The organism is Arthrobacter sp. LFS091, from assembly GCF_047977885.1.
Classification (GTDB): Bacteria; Actinomycetota; Actinomycetes; order Actinomycetales; family Micrococcaceae; genus Arthrobacter.
In genome coordinates this window covers 11,977-29,968 of the sequence record NZ_JBFPFP010000012.1, presented here as the reverse complement: position 1 = coordinate 29,968, position 17,992 = coordinate 11,977, and the positions used below count along the sequence as shown (strand labels likewise).

The 17,992-nt window shown below is 59.5% G+C and carries 17 protein-coding genes and 2 pseudogenes; 9 read left to right on the top strand and 10 right to left on the bottom strand.

Going from position 1 to position 17,992, the window contains the following annotated elements; translation table 11 throughout:
• Positions 1 to 1,408: 1,408 nt before the first annotated feature.
• The 4 genes from ACNQOP_RS19395 to ACNQOP_RS19380 form a co-directional block, all read right to left on the bottom strand.
• Positions 1,409 to 2,188: an MBL fold metallo-hydrolase gene (locus tag ACNQOP_RS19395; RefSeq protein WP_284987885.1), complete on the bottom strand. Its 780-nt coding sequence runs from the start codon at positions 2,186 to 2,188 to the stop codon at positions 1,409 to 1,411.
• Positions 2,185 to 3,648 carry a purine-cytosine permease family protein gene (locus ACNQOP_RS19390; protein ID WP_284987886.1) on the bottom strand — a complete coding sequence of 488 codons (1,464 nt, stop codon included), beginning with the start codon at positions 3,646 to 3,648 and terminating at the stop codon, positions 2,185 to 2,187. The genes ACNQOP_RS19395 and ACNQOP_RS19390 overlap by 4 nt, the downstream gene beginning before the upstream one ends.
• A 196-nt stretch (positions 3,649 to 3,844) precedes the next feature.
• On the bottom strand, positions 3,845 to 4,489 hold the full coding sequence (locus ACNQOP_RS19385; protein ID WP_284987887.1) for a TetR/AcrR family transcriptional regulator: 645 nt from the start codon (positions 4,487 to 4,489) through the stop codon (positions 3,845 to 3,847).
• Between the two features lie 52 nt (positions 4,490 to 4,541).
• Positions 4,542 to 4,994, bottom strand: coding sequence for an Lrp/AsnC family transcriptional regulator (locus tag ACNQOP_RS19380; protein ID WP_284987888.1), 453 nt, complete (start codon positions 4,992 to 4,994; stop codon positions 4,542 to 4,544).
• A 56-nt stretch (positions 4,995 to 5,050) separates the two neighbouring features.
• Here ACNQOP_RS19380 and ACNQOP_RS19375 point away from each other — a divergent pair.
• Both ACNQOP_RS19375 and ACNQOP_RS19370 read left to right on the top strand, forming a co-directional pair.
• Positions 5,051 to 5,233: pseudogene (locus ACNQOP_RS19375) on the top strand (MBL fold metallo-hydrolase); the annotation flags it as partial.
• Positions 5,234 to 5,304: 71 nt separating this feature from the next.
• Positions 5,305 to 5,718 carry an MBL fold metallo-hydrolase gene (locus ACNQOP_RS19370; RefSeq protein ID WP_416405503.1) on the top strand — a complete coding sequence of 138 codons (414 nt, stop codon included), beginning with the start codon at positions 5,305 to 5,307 and terminating at the stop codon, positions 5,716 to 5,718.
• Between the two features lie 73 nt (positions 5,719 to 5,791).
• Here the strand turns inward: ACNQOP_RS19370 and ACNQOP_RS19365 are convergent, their stop codons facing one another.
• Positions 5,792 to 6,439: a TetR/AcrR family transcriptional regulator gene (locus tag ACNQOP_RS19365; RefSeq protein WP_284987890.1), complete on the bottom strand. Its 648-nt coding sequence runs from the start codon at positions 6,437 to 6,439 to the stop codon at positions 5,792 to 5,794.
• Positions 6,440 to 6,546: 107 nt separating this feature from the next.
• On the opposite strand from ACNQOP_RS19365, the gene ACNQOP_RS19360 reads away from it, so the two are divergent.
• The 4 genes and pseudogenes from ACNQOP_RS19360 to ACNQOP_RS19345 all read left to right on the top strand — a co-directional run.
• Positions 6,547 to 8,007: a purine-cytosine permease family protein gene (locus ACNQOP_RS19360; RefSeq protein WP_284987891.1), complete on the top strand. Its 1,461-nt coding sequence runs from the start codon at positions 6,547 to 6,549 to the stop codon at positions 8,005 to 8,007.
• Positions 8,004 to 9,230 (top strand): serine hydrolase domain-containing protein, encoded by a 1,227-nt coding sequence (locus ACNQOP_RS19355; protein WP_284987892.1) that lies wholly within the window; start codon positions 8,004 to 8,006, stop codon positions 9,228 to 9,230. The genes ACNQOP_RS19360 and ACNQOP_RS19355 overlap by 4 nt, the downstream gene beginning before the upstream one ends.
• Positions 9,227 to 9,556, top strand: coding sequence for an amidohydrolase family protein (locus ACNQOP_RS19350; RefSeq protein WP_416405481.1), 330 nt, complete (start codon positions 9,227 to 9,229; stop codon positions 9,554 to 9,556). Before ACNQOP_RS19355 ends, ACNQOP_RS19350 begins: the two co-directional genes overlap by 4 nt.
• Positions 9,549 to 9,775: pseudogene (locus tag ACNQOP_RS19345) on the top strand (helix-turn-helix domain-containing protein); the annotation flags it as partial. The gene ACNQOP_RS19350 and the pseudogene ACNQOP_RS19345, both read left to right, overlap by 8 nt.
• 344 nt (positions 9,776 to 10,119) lie before the next feature.
• Here ACNQOP_RS19345 and dmpG read toward each other — a convergent pair.
• The 5 genes from dmpG to ACNQOP_RS19320 form a co-directional block, all read right to left on the bottom strand.
• The gene (gene dmpG, locus ACNQOP_RS19340) at positions 10,120 to 11,151 is read right to left on the bottom strand and encodes a 4-hydroxy-2-oxovalerate aldolase (protein ID WP_284987893.1); all 1,032 of its coding nucleotides are present in this window, start codon (positions 11,149 to 11,151) and stop codon (positions 10,120 to 10,122) included.
• A gap of 2 nt (positions 11,152 to 11,153) precedes the next feature.
• Positions 11,154 to 12,092 (bottom strand): acetaldehyde dehydrogenase (acetylating), encoded by a 939-nt coding sequence (locus ACNQOP_RS19335; protein WP_284987895.1) that lies wholly within the window; start codon positions 12,090 to 12,092, stop codon positions 11,154 to 11,156.
• A gap of 8 nt (positions 12,093 to 12,100) precedes the next feature.
• A complete protein-coding gene (locus ACNQOP_RS19330) occupies positions 12,101 to 12,946 on the bottom strand; it encodes a 2-keto-4-pentenoate hydratase (RefSeq protein WP_284987896.1) in 846 nt (281 codons plus the stop codon).
• Entirely contained in the window at positions 12,946 to 13,887 is a 942-nt protein-coding gene (locus ACNQOP_RS19325) for a 3-carboxyethylcatechol 2,3-dioxygenase (RefSeq protein ID WP_284987897.1), read from the bottom strand. Before ACNQOP_RS19325 ends, ACNQOP_RS19330 begins: the two co-directional genes overlap by 1 nt.
• Positions 13,888 to 14,004: 117 nt before the next feature.
• Positions 14,005 to 14,457, bottom strand: coding sequence for a PaaI family thioesterase (locus ACNQOP_RS19320; RefSeq protein ID WP_284987898.1), 453 nt, complete (start codon positions 14,455 to 14,457; stop codon positions 14,005 to 14,007).
• Between the two features lie 584 nt (positions 14,458 to 15,041).
• Between ACNQOP_RS19320 and ACNQOP_RS19315 the strand changes: the two genes are divergently transcribed.
• Genes ACNQOP_RS19315 through ACNQOP_RS19305 form a run of 3 tightly spaced genes read left to right on the top strand, consistent with a single transcriptional unit; the run spans position 15,042 to position 17,985 of the window.
• Positions 15,042 to 16,415 carry an aromatic ring-hydroxylating oxygenase subunit alpha gene (locus tag ACNQOP_RS19315; protein WP_284987899.1) on the top strand — a complete coding sequence of 458 codons (1,374 nt, stop codon included), beginning with the start codon at positions 15,042 to 15,044 and terminating at the stop codon, positions 16,413 to 16,415.
• Positions 16,412 to 16,753, top strand: a complete 342-nt coding sequence (locus ACNQOP_RS19310; protein ID WP_284987900.1) for a bifunctional 3-phenylpropionate/cinnamic acid dioxygenase ferredoxin subunit — start codon at positions 16,412 to 16,414, stop codon at positions 16,751 to 16,753. The genes ACNQOP_RS19315 and ACNQOP_RS19310 overlap by 4 nt, the downstream gene beginning before the upstream one ends.
• Positions 16,753 to 17,985, top strand: coding sequence for an NAD(P)/FAD-dependent oxidoreductase (locus ACNQOP_RS19305; RefSeq protein ID WP_284987901.1), 1,233 nt, complete (start codon positions 16,753 to 16,755; stop codon positions 17,983 to 17,985). Before ACNQOP_RS19310 ends, ACNQOP_RS19305 begins: the two co-directional genes overlap by 1 nt.
• Positions 17,986 to 17,992: the final 7 nt, after the last annotated feature.

Genomic DNA, 17,992 nt, shown 5'->3' with positions numbered 1-17,992 from the left:
GTCAGTGGTGCCGTTTTCTGGGGTTCCGGACAGTGTGAACTCGCCGCCGCGAGCTCTGGCGATGGTGCAATTTGGCGAAACCGGATCGTCGCCGTTCCGGTGCAAGGCGTATGAGTGGTTTGAGGAGATTGGCCTGGCCTTTGATGCGGCAAAAGAATTTGCTTTCTGATCTCTGGTTATTTGCTTTCGGTTTCTACGGATTTGAGGTTCTTGTGTCAACGAATATGGCAGCGGACTTTGCTGGACGCGCTTAGCCTCGGAGCAAATTCAACCACCCAGGACGTACTCTACGTGTATAGGGAAATGACAGATCCAGGGACAATCAAAGTGCCCGATCGTCGCAAGGCGACTGGCATTTTCCGATGTCAGCACTGCGAAATCCACTGACACCGGACACGTTTCTCACCCAACCTGTCATCCCGATCTTGCCCTTTCGGTGACTGGAGAAGGTCTGAAGCCAGGCATGCTGCAATCACTTCGCCAATTTGCGGAAATGGCGATTTGAATGAGAAAAATCCGACAGATTCCTCTCATCCAACTTGTCAGTTCCCACGTCGACGCCGATATCTATATTGAAAACGGACAGCAGGATCTAGAAAAGCTCCACTTTCCCTAAGGGGAAGAGCATTCTCTGTTTAGACCGCCGCCAATGCTCCCGATCAACAATTTGATCAAGGCTTAGGCGTTGAGCCTAAATACTTCTATTTCGTCTCCTTCAAATATTAGCCGTCGCTCCTGTCCATCGGGCCGCATCCAGAAGAAGCGGGCGTCGTCCGCTATTCCGTTTACTGTCGCCAGCTCAGTAGGGCGGCCCGGTCGCCTGAGAGCGACACGATCACCGTTCTCTAGGTCAACCCAGTCTTCATAGGTGAGCGGTTCAAGTTGTCGCTTTGCCGATCTATGCATCAGGACCCTCTCCCGGCGGTTGGTGCTGTTGGCGAATGAGCCCGAACGGGACTGCTTGGTGGATTTGCACGGTGTATATACCAGGGCGGGTGCGCGTCACGAGGATTCCAACGGGCTGAGCAATGGCCGCGTCTTTGATGTTCTCCACTGCTCCATTGAGAGCATCGTCCAGCTGGGATGAGTTCTGAACTTCTACCTCAACTCTGTCTAATGACGTATGAAGTGGGGCAAGAACTGTCATAGGTACTAACATCCTTCTCACACGAGAAAGTGGCACTCAACCGGGGTTGGATTTGTCCTTGGACTACAAGCTAGGCTCAGCTGCCCTTCCCGGGTTAATCGATGGGTCGCAATCAATGGCTTTCTACCGATCTGAAGTGGGGGAATTTCCGGATGGGATCTGGTCCGGCCGTCAAGACGCTGGGGAGTATCGCCAGATACTTGACTGACGTTCATATAGAGAACTGCCCTATCCGATGGAGAAAGAAACATACCCCCGCTATTAAGGGTGATGGATGCTCAGGTGTGGTGCCCTGTCTTGAAGATAGATATGAATGAGTTCCCGCATTCTAACGGCGCCGAAGCTTGCCCCATGTCCGGGATGCACAACGTGCACGGGCAGGGAGTTGAGGCGGATCATGCTGCTAATGTAATCCTCGATATTCGATTCGTGGAGTTCATCGAGCAAGATGTCGTCGTACAGGACATCACCGCTGAAGAGAACTCCGCTGGCTTCATCGAAGAGGCAAATGCTGCCTGGGGTGTGGCCGGGCAGATGAAGGACCCGAAACTGCCGATCCCCGAGGTCGATGAGGTCACCCTCCGTGAGAGGGTGAGTGATCGGGGCGGGCTTGATGGCGTAGCTGTCGGGATCGTACCCGTCGAATGGCAGCGCGGCGAGCAGGTATTCGTCGGCGTCTGGCCAGTCCAGTCCCAATTGTTTGGCAAGTACCGGGCCGCGAAGTGAACCGACGATTCCCTGGCCCATAGATTCTGCTGGGTGAGCGCGGCGGTCCTTGAATTCGTGGGCGGCCCCGGCATGGTCAAGGTGGGCGTGGCTTACTACGAGGATGGGGTTGTTGGCGAAGAGTTCAGGAAGGGCTTGCTGCAGAGATGCAACCCCGAGGCCTGCGTCTATGACAAGGTCGCGATCCCGGCCCCGGACGTGCCAGATGTTGGCTTGAAGGAGTTCATGGACGTGGGGTTCATCGATACGGGTGATCGTCTCCGATACGTGCTCGGTGCGATACCAGGCTTGGGCGACTTCCAGGTTCCAGCTCACAGGACCACCTGTTCGCCATTGGGATCGGTCACGAGGTTCTGTCGTTCGTGCAATACCCGGCGGGCCTGAGGGCCTTCAACAGCTGCGTAAATGCCACCGCCAAGAATAGCTCCGACAAAGATGGAGATGTTCATTCCGCCCAGCGCGTTGGTGATCGGTCCGGTGTAGAAGGTAGTGCTGAGGCAAAGAAAGGTACCGAAACTGCCAATAAGCAGCGCGCCACACCCGCCAAGGTTGAAACCGCCATGGAACCAGTATTTGCTGCGTGAGCTTGTGTCCTGCAGGGCTGGTCCGTCATATCGGTTCCGGCGCAGGAATGTATCCACTGCGTAGATTGCCATGGCCGGGGCCAAGAGGGCCAGCGTTGCTTCGAGCATCCCGGAAACCGCGTCGAGGAAGTTCACTACGAGCACCGCGTAAAGGGTGGTTCCGACGGCAACAACTGCATCGAAAATGACTGTTACCGATCGCTTCCACGGGACGCCGGTGGCGAGCAGCGCCAAGCCTGTGCTGTACGCGGTGAGGGCGTTGTTGGCGACGGAGCCTATGACGATGACGAGGAGGAACACCGAGTAGAACCAGGGAGGCAGAATTTGGGCCATCGCTACTTCCGGGGTGCTCATATCGATGACGGTGCCTGCCAGGACACCCAGGATCGCGATTCCCGAGGACGGAATAAATCCCCCCAAGGCCGTCCACAGCGCCGTGGCACGTGAACTTGTCGCTGCCGGCAAGTAACGCGAGTAATCAGCGCCGACCTGCCAGGACAACGGTCCCGAGGCGATAATGGCAAAACCCCCCGCAGCCACGACCCACAGCGGCACGCCCGAAAGTACACCGGCTTCAGGGACGTAGTTGAAGTTGGCGCGGCTCACGACGAAGAAAGCCAAAAGCGCCAAAGCGGCGAGCAGGGTCCAACTGAACCAGGGGCCAAGCTTGAGGATGGTGGCGTGGCCGAAGACGCCGATAGTGAAGGTGATAGCCGCCAGCACCACAACAATCAATATCTTGATCAGCACTGGTGCGTCTCCCATGAACTGCTCAACCAGCGCGAACCCGGCCATCGCGCCGACCGATAGGTTGATCGCCTCATAGAGCACTCCGACAAGCCACCCCACCACAAACTGGACAACCCTATTGCCATTAACACCGAAAAATGCCCGGGCGATGACTTCGCTGGGACTTCCGGACGCCGGTCCGCTGATGGACAGATAGCCCACCCCTAGCCAGGCGATGTTCCCGGCGAGAATCACCAGTATCGCCTGCCAAACATTAAGCCCCAGAAGGACCATGAGGCCTCCAAGGACAAAGTAGAGGTACGTGATGTTTGATCCGGCCCAGACAGCAAAGAGTGAGCGCGGTGACCCGCGGCGTTCGCCCTCTGGCACGTAGTCCGTTCCGTGGGTTTCGATCTGGCCTGCACGGTTGCCGGCCGCTACTGCTTGAATTTGTGCGGACATCCCTTGCTCCCTTGCAAGTCTTGTAAGAGTCAAAGGAACAGTAGCCAGCTATTGACCCATAGGTCAATAGCGATAGTATTCACGAAAGTACTATGAAGTACCCAATTGCAGGTGCCGGCTCTGACCGTGAAGAACCATAGTTAGATACCGGAAGGATGTGTGCAGCGGATGGCTCTGATGTCCACTTTTGCTTGCTTTAGGAAGTAAAAGTGCCCGGACGGACACCCAGCTCGCGCTCGGCTGTCGCGAAGAGCATTTCCTGTACCGCGGGGTAGTCAAGGGAGGACTCTGAGAGAGCTGTCCGGATGGCGGAGGCCGCCACTTGGCCGTCCAACAATGCCAGGATGCGAATAGCTGCCCGCGCTGGGGCGTCGACTTTGAATTCTCCCGCGTCAACGCCTACGGTTATTGCCGCTTCGAGCGTCTCGACGTCGCGCTCCATCTGGTTGATCACTGCCTGGCGCAGCATCGGCCGGTCGGCCGCCTGCCTCCATGCGTCCAACCAGAGGAGTCCCATCTCGTCCCTGGTCGAATCGGTGTAGGCGCGGAGGACCGTCAGAACCTGCGCCGTGCAGGTTGGTTGCTGTTCCATTGCGCGGTTCAATGTAATGCGCTCCGCCTCTGCGAGTTGCGTGAACGCCGCAGTGATCAGTGCGTCGACAGTGCTGAAGTAGTGCATGACGAGCCCGGACCTCACTCCAATGCGTTCGGCGACCCGCCGGGCTGTCACACGTCCCAGCCCCTCTTTCAGTCCCAAGGCGGCCGCGGCCTTGACGATCTCCCTCCTGCGGTCCTCCGGGTCCTTGCGACGGGCTATTGGGGCGGGTGCTGCCTGGCTCATGGGTCCACTCTATTGGCACTGCCGCGGTCCATCTTTGCTGCCGCCTGCAGAGTCAATGTTCCTCCTTGAGGACTCTCAAATGGATCCAGGATTCCACGTTCCGAACCTCAGGCAAGGCCCGGATCTGGTCGGCCGCACGGCGCACCGAGTTCCCGTCAGCACCGTGAACGGTGGCAATGACGTCGTGCTGGCCGATGCTTGAGGCCAGGAAGGTGCATCCCGGAATCCTTTCCGACGATTCCGTGAGACGTGTGGCCGGACCGGTAATCCTGAGGCCCAGACCCAACCTGACCACGCGCTCCTGGGATGCCGGGCGCAAACTGAGCCCTATCCTGACAATTCCCCTGGCGAGGATACGCATGACCCCTGTCCTTGCGGTTCCCGTGGACACCCCCGTCGTTGCCGCCATGGTCGTGTAGGTAGCCCTGGCGTCTTGGCGGAGAAGATCGATGAGGGCCAAGTCGAGCTTGTCAATAACCAGATTGGCGATTTCAGCGGGACGCATGATGTCGACGAGCAGTTCGGTGTAGATGCCGGATCACCGAGCCACACGTTCACCCCATGCTCCAATCAAACATTTGGTGGATTAAGGGGGATGAACACGACGTTGTTATCGACGCAGGTCTCGGTATAACGCCCCTGCGGCCACAATTACCCGAAATGTTTGACCAAAACCCACAACTCATCGTTACACACACGCATTTGGACCACATCGGCGGGGCACACGAATTTGAGGACATCGCCGTCCATGTCGCGGAAGCGACAACGCTAACGGCGCCAGGCCCAACTTCCCTGAGGACACGCGTCCTCTCGACATTCTCGGGATCGAAGTCCGTCCCGAGGAAGATGCCTCGATGCTACGGAAACTCCCCAACCCTATCTACGACATCGACAGCTACTCAGTCGAACCAGCCTTACCGACCAAATTGTTGCAAGATGGCGACATCCTGAACACTTTGCAGTTCCCCTTGGAAATTATGGCCACCCCAGGCCACTCGCCCGGCAGCATCTGCCTCTATGACCCAACCCGCAAATGGCTCTTTACCGGCGATACCGTTTACGAAGGAGCACTGCTAGATACCATCAGAGGCGCCAGTCGCTCGGATTACAGGGCAACGATGGAGCGGCTGTTACAACTGGAAGTCGAAACGGTATTTCCAGGGCATGGACCGGAGATGAGCCCGGATTCACTAAGGTCTATCGCGGAACAATACCTGGAGAGAACCTAAGCCGAGCACTACCCCGCTTCCGAAGCATTTGCAAAATGGGCTGTCCGCGGGCACGCTCCCGGTGCGCGGTGCTCTACTGCGGACGTTCCAGCTGTCGATTCACCGTAGAGCGGAGCTCGCCTCCGGGGACTCCCAGTGACCACTCCGCGACGTCAGTGACAAAGCGGGTAAAGGCTTCGTAGTCGAAGGCGCCTAGGTTGTTGGCATAAGCACCAACTCCGTCGATAGCGACAAGGATGCGGATGCTCGCACCGAAGGGATCATCCACTATGAAATTCCCAACGGCGGCCCCCTCTTCGATGAGCGTTGTAAGCCGCATTCGGTCCAGGTATTCCTGAGCCTGCAGGGCCTCGGCCAAAGCGGGGCTGAATCGGCAGAGGTGGCGAGCGTTCAGCCACAGGCGTGAGAGCTCGAAGGCTTGATTGCTTTCGATACGCGATATTAAGTGCGCCATGCGGGAGAGCGGGTCTCCCCGCTCGGGAAAAAGTTCCTCCCGCTCTACTGACACGGCTTCGACGAAGGCGGCGATTACCAAGTCTTCTGCGACGGGGTAGTAATGGCTGATCAGGCCGGGTCGTACGCCCAGCCGGGCGGCTACTGCACGCAAAGTGATCCCTTCGAGGCCCTCGTATAAGGCAATGGAGGCGGCCTCGTGGACGATCTCCGCGCGGCGTACTTCTGGAAGCTTTCGAGTGCGCTGGGCCGAGGAGCTTGACATCATGGGATTCAGTCTATTGGATAAGTGACCAATATCGCATTGGTCAAACGACCAACAGCGCTGATGATTGCGGCCGCATCGTCGTGTCACAACTTCTTGAGAGGAACAGCATGTCCCAGCCCATTAGGACTGATTTAGTCAGTCACCACGATGCATTGAACCGGCCGGAGACTCGGGGCATTGAACTTATTGGCTCAGCTGAACGCCGCGGACGGGCCCGAGACCTCTTCTCGGTCTGGGCAGCGCCGAACGTCAGTCTCCTGAGCTTCACCATGGGTGCGACCATGATCCTGCTTGGAATGGAGCTTTGGCAGGCCTTCCTGGTCATTGTTGCCAGCGGCATTCCATGGATCCTCACGGGCCTGGTGGCCATCAGCGGCCCAGCAGCAGGGACTTCCGGTTCGGTTATCACCCGAGCGATCTATGGGATCCGTGGAAACAGGGTTGTTGTCGCGTTTTGCGGCTGGTTTCTCTCTTCCGTCTTCCTGGCGCTCAATTGGCTTGCATCGTCATTCATGGGCGCAGAACTCCTGACACAGCTTGGCTTCACGGATCCAGTCCTGGGACCGGTGCTCGTCACTATCATCGTGGCTGCAGTTACCGTCCTGGTGGCGGTTTTCGGCCATGGCCTGATCATCCGCAGCTACGCCGTGGTCTCCGTAATTCTGCTTGTGATTTTCCTCCTGGCAACTGCTTTCATTCTGCCTCACGCCGACTGGAGCTACACCCCATCCGAGCCACTGCAGGGCATCCCGCTGTGGGCAGCGATAAGCATTGGCTTCACTATCCTTGCTTCCACTCCCCTTTCGTTTTCCAACAGCCCTGACATGGCACGCTATTTGCCGCGCTCGACCAAGCCATCCCACATCATCGCGGCAACCGCGCTGGGCGGAATTCTCCCGGCCACGTTCTTTACAGCGGTCGGTGCCCTGCTGGCCACTGGCGTGGACGCGGCAGCGATGGATCTGGGTATCGAGTCGGCGCTCCTGGCCCTGCTGCCGTCCTGGCTCGGACCGATTTTCGTGGTGGGCGTCATTATTAACACCATCGCGCTCAATGGCATGACCACCTACACAGCGAGCATGGCATTTCAGTCGATTGGAATCCCCATCCGACGCATCCCGGCAGCGGTGGTCGTGGGTGTAATTGGCACCGCTCTAACCATTTACCTGGTGATGTCAACGAGCCTGCTGGAAGCCGTTAACCTGATGCTGCAGTTATTGGTCCTGATTTCCGGGCCTACCATGGCCATCTTTGCCACTGATGTCATCCTCCGCCGTAACCGCTACGCCGGACATGAACTGTTTGACCAACGAGCAGGGGCGCCGTTCTGGTACACGGGCGGCTGGAATCTTCCTGGCATATTTGCCGTCGTTCTCGGAGGCACCGCAGCTTCATTGTTTGTGACTAGCAGCCTCTACACCGGTCCTTTGGCGACGGCCATGGGCAACGTTGACCTTTCGGTGCCGGTTTCCTTGGTTGTCACCTCGGTGACATATGTCCTGGGCACGCGCTCGGCGTTCGCTAGCCGGTGCACAGAAGGTGCCGTCCAGAAAGGGGTGGCCGCGTGACCAATGCCGTTGCCGTCGCAGCCACTGGACCGCACCCGGCCCGCTACCCGGGGGCGCAGGCAGGCCAACCAACACTGGACACCTGGCAGGAGGCTCCCAACAACAGGTGGGCGTTCTCCCATCTGGGCGAAATCCTCCCTACGGCGACGATCGCCCGCAGCCATCCGGCATCGCCCGAATCTCCAACCGTCCGACTCAACCACCTGGCGTCCGTGATGCCCGATCTGCAGCAGCGCCTTGAAGAGTCCTACACCGATGCTCTCCTTGTCCTGCAACGCGGGAAGGTAATCGCCGAGTACTACCGTCCTGGCTTCGGTCCTGACGACCGGCATTTGCTGATGAGCGTGTCCAAATCCTTGTGTGGCCTGCTTGTTGGAGCGCTTATTGATGCGGGCAGCATAAAACCTTCAGCCAAGGTTGTGGACTATGTTCCCGAACTTTCCACTTCCGTCTTCGACGGCCCAACTGTCCAGGATGTGCTGGACATGTCCATCAGCATCATCTACAACGAAGACTACGAAGATCCAGCCTCCGAAGTTCAGGCGCACGACCGCTCCTCCGGGTGGCGCGGTTCGCGTGCAGAGGATCCGGATGACACATACGCGTTTTTGACCACGCTTACGGGCGGCGGTGAGCTGGGCAAGTTCCAGTACTGTTCAGCGAACACTGACGTCCTTGCCTGGATCATCGAACGGGTATCGGGGCTTCGTTACTCCGAAGCGCTATCGAAGTACCTCTGGTCCAAGATCGATGCCGATCATGATGCCACTATCACCGTCGATTCCTCGGGCTTCGGCTTCGCAAACGGCGGGATTTCATGTACGGCACGCGACCTGGCCCGTGTGGGCCAGTTGTTGCTGGAGGACGGCGAAGGGCCAGGCGGCAAGGTCGTTTCGAAGCACTGGATCGAGGCGATCTTTGCAGGCGGAGACCGGAACGCGATGGTCGGAGCCTCTTTTATTGCTACCCATCCGCACGGTTCGTATACCAGACAGTGGTGGTGCACAGGGCACGAGCGCGGCATCGTGACCGGTATCGGAATCCATGGGCAGTACCTCTGGGTTGATCCGAGTGCCGACTCTGTCACTGTGAAGTTGTCCAGCTGGCCAGAGCCTGACAACGACCAACGCCATGAGCGGGACAACAAACTGCTGCTGGACGTGGGGTACGCCCTAGACGAGGCGGGGAACGAGCAAACGAACAGCAAGGAACACACCGCGTGAGCACGCAGCTATACATCAACGCCCGCATCTTCAGCTCCGACACCCGGCGGTGGGCGGAGGCCCTGCTTGTCCAGGGCGAACGGATCCTTTACGTGGGGGACGCTTTCACTGCACAGCGGCTGCGCCCAAATGCCGAAATCATTGACCTTGAGAACCGGCTCGTAGTGCCCGGTTTCGTCGACGGTCACGCACACGTGATCGGCACCGGCAAAGCCCTGGGGCAAGTCAGTCTCGGGGGTGCAGGAACCGTCGATCAAATCCAGCAACGAGTCAAGGCACGGGACATCGAACAGCCGGAGTCCGCCAGAATCTTGGTGTTTCGCTGAATTCGAACGCTCACTCATCAGGGAACGCCAGCGGGAAGGTATCGCCTGGCCAAGTAGCGCGGCGCCTACAAAGGACGTAAAAAGACCCTCACACCAGAACGGGCCGCCGAACTGTTCCAGCGCGCCGTCAGCGGTGTACCGAAAGCCCTACTTGCGCGTAACTATGGAATCAGCAGGGAAACCGTCTACCAGAACCTGCGCCACGCCAAGCAGGAGTGACCCGCTCCCCTACCGGCCTCGGCCGTAGCTTTACGGAATCACGGTTATCGGCGTTCAAACCACGGGAGTGGAAGTAGCCCCGGGAACCGCCGCCTCGTGATCAGAGTCCAAGCGTTTTGTAGCTCAGCATTGCGATCGAAGATGCGGGTGGGTCGCTGTCTGGGATTATCTTTGGTCAGCATCTTGGACGCTTCGTCGCTGAAATGCAGTCAGTCGAGTAACGCTAGGCCGAATTCAGCGACGACGGTTCGCAGTTCGCTGAGGTAGCGCTCTGCTTGGGCCCGCGGCCGAGGCAACACCATCCCGTAAAAAATTGCTATCGAGCCAGCCACTCGTTTACGGGACTAGGCGACCCTGGCGCCGGATGCAAGCTGTACGGCGACGTCGACGATCATGTCTTCCTGGCCGCCGACGTAGCCGGCTTTGCCAATTTCTTCAAGGATTTGCCAGGCGGGGACGCCGTATCGTTCCGCGGCGCGTTCGGCGTGGATGAGGAAGGATGAGTAGACGCCGGCATAGCCCTGCATGATGGACGCGCGGTCCATGATGGGCATGCGGATGATGATGGGCTTGACCACATCTTCGGCTGCAGACATCACGCCGTGGACGTCTACCCCGGTGTGGATATCGAGCCGTTCGAAGGCTGCGGCGAGGACTTCCGTGGGTGAGTTTCCTGCGCCGGCACCGAGGGCGAGCAAAGTGCCGTCGATCTGTTTAGCTCCCGCGCGGGCGGCGTAGACGGAGTTTGCAACGCCGAAGCTGAGGTTCTGGTGGCCGTGGAAGCCTACCTGGGCGTCGTTTCCGAGTTCGGCGACAAGTGCCGAGACGCGGGCAGAGACATCTTCAAGGATCAGGGCTCCGGCCGAGTCCACGACGTAGACGCACTGGCAGCCTGCATCAGCCATGATCCGGGCCTGCTTCGCCAGGTTCTCCGGGGTAGTGCGGTGGGAGAGCATCAAGAAGCCCACGGTTTCCATGCCCAGCTTGCGGGCGTGCTGGAAGTGCTGTATAGAGACGTCAGCCTCGGTGCTGTGGGTTGCGATGCGAGCAACGGAAGCGCCGGCATCATGAGCGAGGTTAAGGTCGTGGATGGTGCCCAGGCCCGGGAGCATGAGCACCGCGATTTTAGCATTCCGGGCTTCATCAACGGCGGTGCGCACCAGGTCCAGCTCCGGTGTGAGGGAGAAACCGTAGTTGAAGGAAGAACCGCCCAGGCCGTCGCCGTGCGTAACCTCGATGATTTCGACTTTGGCGTCATCAAGGGCACGGACCACTGAACGGACGTGCTGCTCGGTGAATCTGTGGCTCATCGCGTGCGAGCCGTCCCGAAGGGTGGTGTCCGTCAGCCGGACGCTCAGGTTCTGGGTCACGGTCATGGTTATGCTCCTACAGGTGTTGAAGAAATGGTTGCGTCCATGCGCTCAGCCAGCAGGTCAGCTGTGCGGGTGGCCGCAGCAGTAATGATGTCCAGGTTGCCGGCGTATTCGGGCAGGTAGTCAGCGGCACCCTTGACCTGAACCCAGACACCCACCCTGCCGTTCCCGTTCCAGTCATCGCGCGCCGAGTCGAACTGCGGCTCAACACGAAGCGCGTAGCCGGGAACGTAGTCTTGGATTTCAGCGACTGCACTGTCAATGGCTGCACGGATCTTGTCCTGCAGCTCCCCAGGTTCGGCGGCTTCAGCCGGGATCGCGGCGTAGATGGTGTTGCGCATGATCATGGGCGGTTCGACCGGGTTGATGATGATGATGGCCTTGCCTTTCTTGGCGCCACCAACTTCCTGAAGTGCCTTGGCGGTGGTTTCGGTGAACTCGTCTACGTTTGCCCGAGTTCCGGGACCGGCCGACTTGGAGGCAATGGAGGCAACGATTTCTGCGTACTCGACGGGGACCACGGAGGACACGGCGGCAACGATCGGTGTGGTCGCCTGGCCCGCGCACGTGATCATGTTGACGTTCAGGACATCTTCGAGCGAGTCCAGGTTCACCATCGGGCACAGGTACGGTCCCACGGCGGCAGGGGTGAGATCGATCGCGTGAATTCCCGCGGCTTTGTATTTGGGGGCATTGGCTTCGTGGGCTTTGGCTGAGGTGCACTCGAAGACGAAGTCAGGAAGTTCGTCCCGGGCCAGCAGCCAGTCCACACCCTCTGCGGATGTGGTGATGCCCAGCCGATCGGCCCGGGCCAGCCCGTCTGAGGCCGGGTCGACGCCGATCATGTACTTGACCTCGAGGTTCTTGCTGCGGCGCATAATTTTGAACATCAGGTCGGTGCCAATGTTTCCCGAGCCGACAATGGCGGCTGTTTTCTTTGCCATAGGGGTCCTTAGTCTGTGAAGTGAATGGTCAGTGAGCCGAGTGGTCCGAAGTCCGCTACGGCCGTACTGCCCGCAGTGACGGGCTCAGCCTTGGTGAATGAGCCCGGGAGGATCAATTGACCGGCTTCAAGGGCAACGCCCTCGTCGGCAAGGACGTTGGCCAGCCAGGCAAGCGGAGCAACCGGGTTACCCATGACGTCCGCCCCGTTTCCGGAGCCGGTCACAACGCCGTCGATCACGAGCGAGCACAGAGTGTCAAGCAGCGCCGAGGGATCAAGGTCGAGCGGTTTTGCACCGACAGCGATCGCGCCGCAGGAGGCGTTGTCTGCCACGGTGTCCACCAGCTTGATATCCCAATCGGTGATGCGTGAATCGATAATCTCGATGGCCGGGTAGATGGCATCGATGGCAGCGGCAGCCTGCTCAACGGTAACGCCGGGGCCCTGTAGCTTTTCTTTGAGGACGAAACCGAATTCCGGTTCCACCTTGGGCTGAATAAAAGCGGATGCAGGAATGTTCGCGCCATCGCCATAGACCATGTCCTCGAAGAAGAATCCAAAGTCGGGCGAATCGACACCCAACTGTTTCTGCATGGCCAGGGAGGTCAGCCCAACCTTTCGGCCGGCCAGCACGCGTCCGCCTGCAGTGTGATGGTCCAACTGGACGGTTTGCACGTGATAGGCATCCGCCAGTGTCATTCCTTCCAGCCGGTTTCGCAGGGGGGCTATCGGGGTGAGGGATTCGGTCGCTTCCAGCAGGTCCTGCCCAAAGTGGGCCAGCTGCTCCCTTCTGGTCCGGACCGGATCGGTGGCAGGAGCGTTCGTATCGCTGAGGGGGGCGGATTGGTTTGTCATTAGCGCAGCACCGCTGTCGTAACGCCGAAGCCCGCGATGTATTCCTTAACGGGTTTGTAGAACTCGTAGGTGACCTCGTATTCGCCGCAGGCCCGCAGGGCTGAGTAGGCCGCTACCCAGGTGCGGACTTCGTGGGAGGAATGCCCTGCCACGCGGTTCATCTCATGCGGGTCATAGGCGTCGAAGCCGGAGACTTCGCCGGAACGGCAAACGTCAAGGAACGCACGGTCCCATTCGGGGTTCAGATCCATGATGTCGGCTTCACCACGGGCGAAGGCTTTCGCTGTGGCAATCGTGCGTTCCTGACGCGCCGCGCGGGCTTCCGGAGTGGGGTGACGGCCGTTGGTGAGGAGGTGGCGCTGTTCCGCGGTGGCGGTGGCGATCTGGGGAACAGGCGGGTCATGGGAAAGCCCACCCGAACCAATGAACAGGATTTTCTTATCGGAGTTTTTGAAGTACTCGCCGACCGCGGTGCCGAACTGGCGCACGCGGCGGACCTTGGAGAAAGGCGGCGCGACAGAGTTGATAAAGATCGGAATCAGGGGTTTAGCGGCAGCATCGCCGTCGTACAGGATCTCCATGGGTTGGACTGCGCCGTGGTCGACTTCCATCTGGCGGGAGATGGCCGTATCGACGTCCTGGTCGATAACGTATTGGGCGAGGTCTTCAGCGACCTCTGTGGGGACGACCAGTTTGCCTGAAAAGGAATCGTAGTCGCCCGTTCCGTGGGCTTCGTAGCCGATGCAGAACGGGGGCATTAGGTCGTAGAAAAATCCATTGTAGTGGTCGGGGCCGAAGTTAACAACGAGGTCAGGGTCGAAATCCTTTACGAAAGCGCGCGCTTGGTTGAAGGCTGATTCGACTTCTGCTTTGACGTCCGCTGGCGGGTTGGCGTATTCGAGCAGAGGGGTATGTGACATGCACACCAGGGCATGGGTCATGACGAAACTCCTTTGGATGCGTGTAGTCGTCCGAATTGATTAAGTCCCATTGCACTCCTGCGCTTAGTGGTTCGTCTGGCAAGCGTTCCGCAGGGCGGGACGGAAGATCACGAGTAGCTATTTGTTGCCCAGCGTGCGGTCTTTGATGGCGTAGGTGAATGTGGAGTGCAGAAGCTGCTTGCCATCAGCGTCACTGACCGACACTTCAGCTACGGCTACGGTGTTGCCGCCGCGCAGGATGCGGGCTGTGGCGATCGCGGGGGATGCCTTGGAATTAGACATGAAATTCATGTTCGACTGCACGGCAAGCGGGAACTGGCCGCTGCCGGCGTAGTTCTGCATGGCAAGCAAGGTACCGGTGATGTCCGCGGCGCCAAAGAGCGCTGCTGCGGAAAACATGCCTGAGACCTGGGCAAGTGAGTCTTGGAGTGGCATGGACATGCTGATGGTGGAATCTGTCACAGCGTGCGGCTCGATGCCCAACGTAGTGGCAATGTCATCGAATCCGCGCTTTGCAGTGAACTTGTCGACGAACGCGGTGAATTCCTCAAGGGAGGCGGGGTGAGCCATCTGGTCGCTCCTAAAAGTTGGGGAAGGGTTTGAAATCAGGCTAGCGACGCCAGCGGCCGTCCTGTGAGGGCGGGTGCCGGTAGACGGAACACAAATGCCCTTAGATGCCCGGGCCTGGTCGGTGGTGTCGTGGTGGGGCCGCATTCTAACCCGGTAGCGCGTCTGTAGCCCGATGACCACTAGGGCCGCGGACAGCAAACATCGGATGTGCCCGCCTCACCAAAGAAAAGCGGTGTCGGGTCCGGCGAGGAGGCATAGGGCCAAGGTGGCGATCGATCCGGCTGGACCGCCTGGCTGCGATGGAACCCACGGAGCCCCGTTTTTCCTTGACGTGTTCTGCAGCAATAAGGGTTGCCCCTGGCCCGCTCGCGGCCAACGGCAAGCACCTGGATGTTACGGGGGTGAACAGGGATGAGCACCAGAGGTGCGGAACAACTCGTCCCGGTGAAAATGTCGAGAAAGTTCCGATGATTGACAGTCCGGCCCGTTCCGATGTTCGGCACGCCGGGTAGATATGCCCTGCGGCAACGGTGTCCTATTGATCCAAGAACCTCGCCGCCCCTAATTGAACGAAGGGTCCCCGCATGACCACCACGGAGTCCTGTCCCTCGAACGCCAATCCCGCCATCGGCAAAATGGCTCGTCCGGGGACCATGACGACCAACATGGACGTCTCCACACTGATCGATGGAGAGGGCGGCTTGATTGACCGATCCATTTACTCGCACCCGGGCATTTACCAGCAGGAACTGCGTCGGGTTTTTGCCCGGACCTGGCTTTTCCTGGCGCACACGAGTCAGTTCAGCAAGCCCGGGGACTTTTTCACGACGTTTATGGGGGAAGACCCTGTCATCGTCACCATGGATAAGAGCCGGAATATCCGGGCATACTTGAACGCCTGCCGGCACCGTGGCGTGCGTCTTTGCCGCGCCGACGCGGGGGCAACGAAGATGTTTACCTGTTCGTACCACGGCTGGTCCTTTGACCTGGCCGGCGCCCTGCAGTCCGTGCCGAATGAAAAGGCCTACCCCGAAGACTTTGAACGGAAGGACTGGGGCCTCATCGAGGTTCCCAATCTGGCCTTCTACAAAGGATTGGTTTTCGGCAACTGGGACCCCAACGCAGAACCGCTGGAGGAGACCCTCGGAGACATGCGCTACTACATGGACGCGATGCTGGACCGTGATCCCGAGGGCACGGAAGTCATCGGCGGCGTCATGAAGTGGGAATTGGAAGGCAACTGGAAGCTCGCAGCGGAGCAGTTCGCCACCGACTGGTACCACGTCAACATGTCCCACGCATCCGCTCTTATGGTCATGTCCCCGACCGGCCGTGGTCCCAAGCCGGACATCGCGGAGACGCCCGGGCGCCAGTACCTCTCCCCAAACGGTCATGGTGCAGGCTTCCCCACGCATCCCAAATCACGCTTCGATGCCAAGGCAGTTCACGAGTACTACGACTATCCCGCCCTGCGTGAGCGGCTGGGAGACGCGTCCGTTGAAGGACCAATGACCACCGGCCATGCCACCGTTTTCCCGTCGTTTTCTTACCTTCCGGTCAATGGTTCCATCCGCGTCTGGCACCCCAAGGGCCCTAACAAAATAGAGGTATGGGCCTGGATCCTTGTGGATAAGTCCATGCCCGACGATGTCAAGGACGCCCAACGGCTCTACAACCTGCGAACCTTCGGACCGTCCGGGATTTTCGAAGCCGATGATGGCGAAAACTGGTCCGAGATCCAGGCCATCGCCGGCGGCTTCGTGACCAACAAGGTCCCCCTGAACTTCCAAATGGGCATTGGAAGCGAGTGCGAAGACGGAACCTACCCCGGCCAGACCAGCGAACTATACTCGGACGCGGCCGGCCGGGCGTTCTACCGCCACTGGGTCGCTTTGATGAACGAACCGGCATGGCACGAAAACACAACGCGGAACAACATTTCAGGAGATACCCAGTGAGCGATTCCATCAGCATCGGGGCCGTCGATGACATAGATGAGGGCGAAGCCAAGGTAATTCCCGCAGCCCAAAACGGCACGGAGGAGGACATCGCGGTCTTCCACGCCGAGGATGGCAACTTCTACGCCCTGAACGATAACTGCACCCATGAAACCGCTTCTCTTGCGGACGGGTGGATTGAGGGGACTGAGGTGGAATGCCCTGTCCATTCCGCTAAGTTTTGCCTCAAAACCGGGGCTGCGCTGTGCATGCCCGCAACAATCGCCGCTCGGACCCACCGAATCGAGGTCCACGGCGGAAATGTTCTGCTCTACCCGAACGTCAGCGCGGACGCCTGATGGCACAAGATATCGTGGGCGCCCCTGTGGAATCCGTGACCATTGTTGGAGGCGGCATGTCAGGCTTCACAGCGGCGAAGGAGCTTCGCGGGCGAGGGTTTGCCGGCAATCTGACCATTATCGACCCCGCCGGGCTTCCTTACGACCGCCCACCGTTGAGCAAGGACTACTTGCTGGGTTCCCGAGACGCTCAGGACATACAGCTGGCGCACGCGGACTGGTTTGCAGAGCACCAGGTGGACGTGGTTACAGGCCACGCTGCGGCCCTGAGGCCGGATGAGGCGACCGTGGTTCTGGAGGACGGGAGCGAGATCACCAGCAGCCGGGTTGTTCTTGCCACCGGAGGCGCTGCCAGGCGCTTGGGCATACCGGGCGGGGACTTGGAGACTCTGCTGGAACTAAGGACGCGCGAGGATGCCGACCGCCTGCGCTCAGTACTGAAGCCCGGGGCCCGACTGGCGATCATAGGGGCTGGCCTGATAGGCGCCGAAGTTGCGTCCTCCGCACTGCCGTTCGGTGTTGAAGTTGTCCTTATCGATCCCGTGGACCCGCCACTCGTCCCGGCGGTCGGCCATGAATTGGCACGACTGCTGCACGACATGCACCCGGAGCGCGGTGTAAGTGTCGTAACAGGGGTCCCTACCGCAATTACGCGGGACAGCGCCGGGCACCACGTGGCCATGGAGTCAGGCGAAAGGATCGATGCCGACGCGGTGCTGGTCGGCATCGGCATCATTCCCGAAACAGGGCTGGCCGAAGAAGCCGGGCTCGAGACGGACAATGGCGTCATTGTTGACGAGTCCCAGCGCACCGCCCATCCGAACGTTTACGCAGTCGGTGACAGTTCGCGTATCCGCCGCTCGGATGGCACGTTGCTTCGCCGTGCGGAGCATTGGGAGCACGCCCTCAACACGGGCGCCACGGCCGCTGCCGCGCTGCTGGGGCAGGACCTGCCCAAGCACGGCGCGAGCTGGTTTTGGTCCGACCGTCACGGCGTGCACATCGAGGGCGTCGGCAATATGACAGGCGAGGGCACCACAGTAGTGAGGGAAAAGGATGGAAAGCCCTCCGTGTTCTTCCGGCTCGATCCCGACGGCTATTTGGCCGGCTGCGCAGCCATCGACGGAGGCATGTCCGTTCGGGCCGCACGGCGCCTCATCGACCGCAGGATTCTCGTGGACCCCCAGAAATTAGCTGACCCTGCCGTCGACCTAAAAAAGCTCACGAAGTAGCAGCACC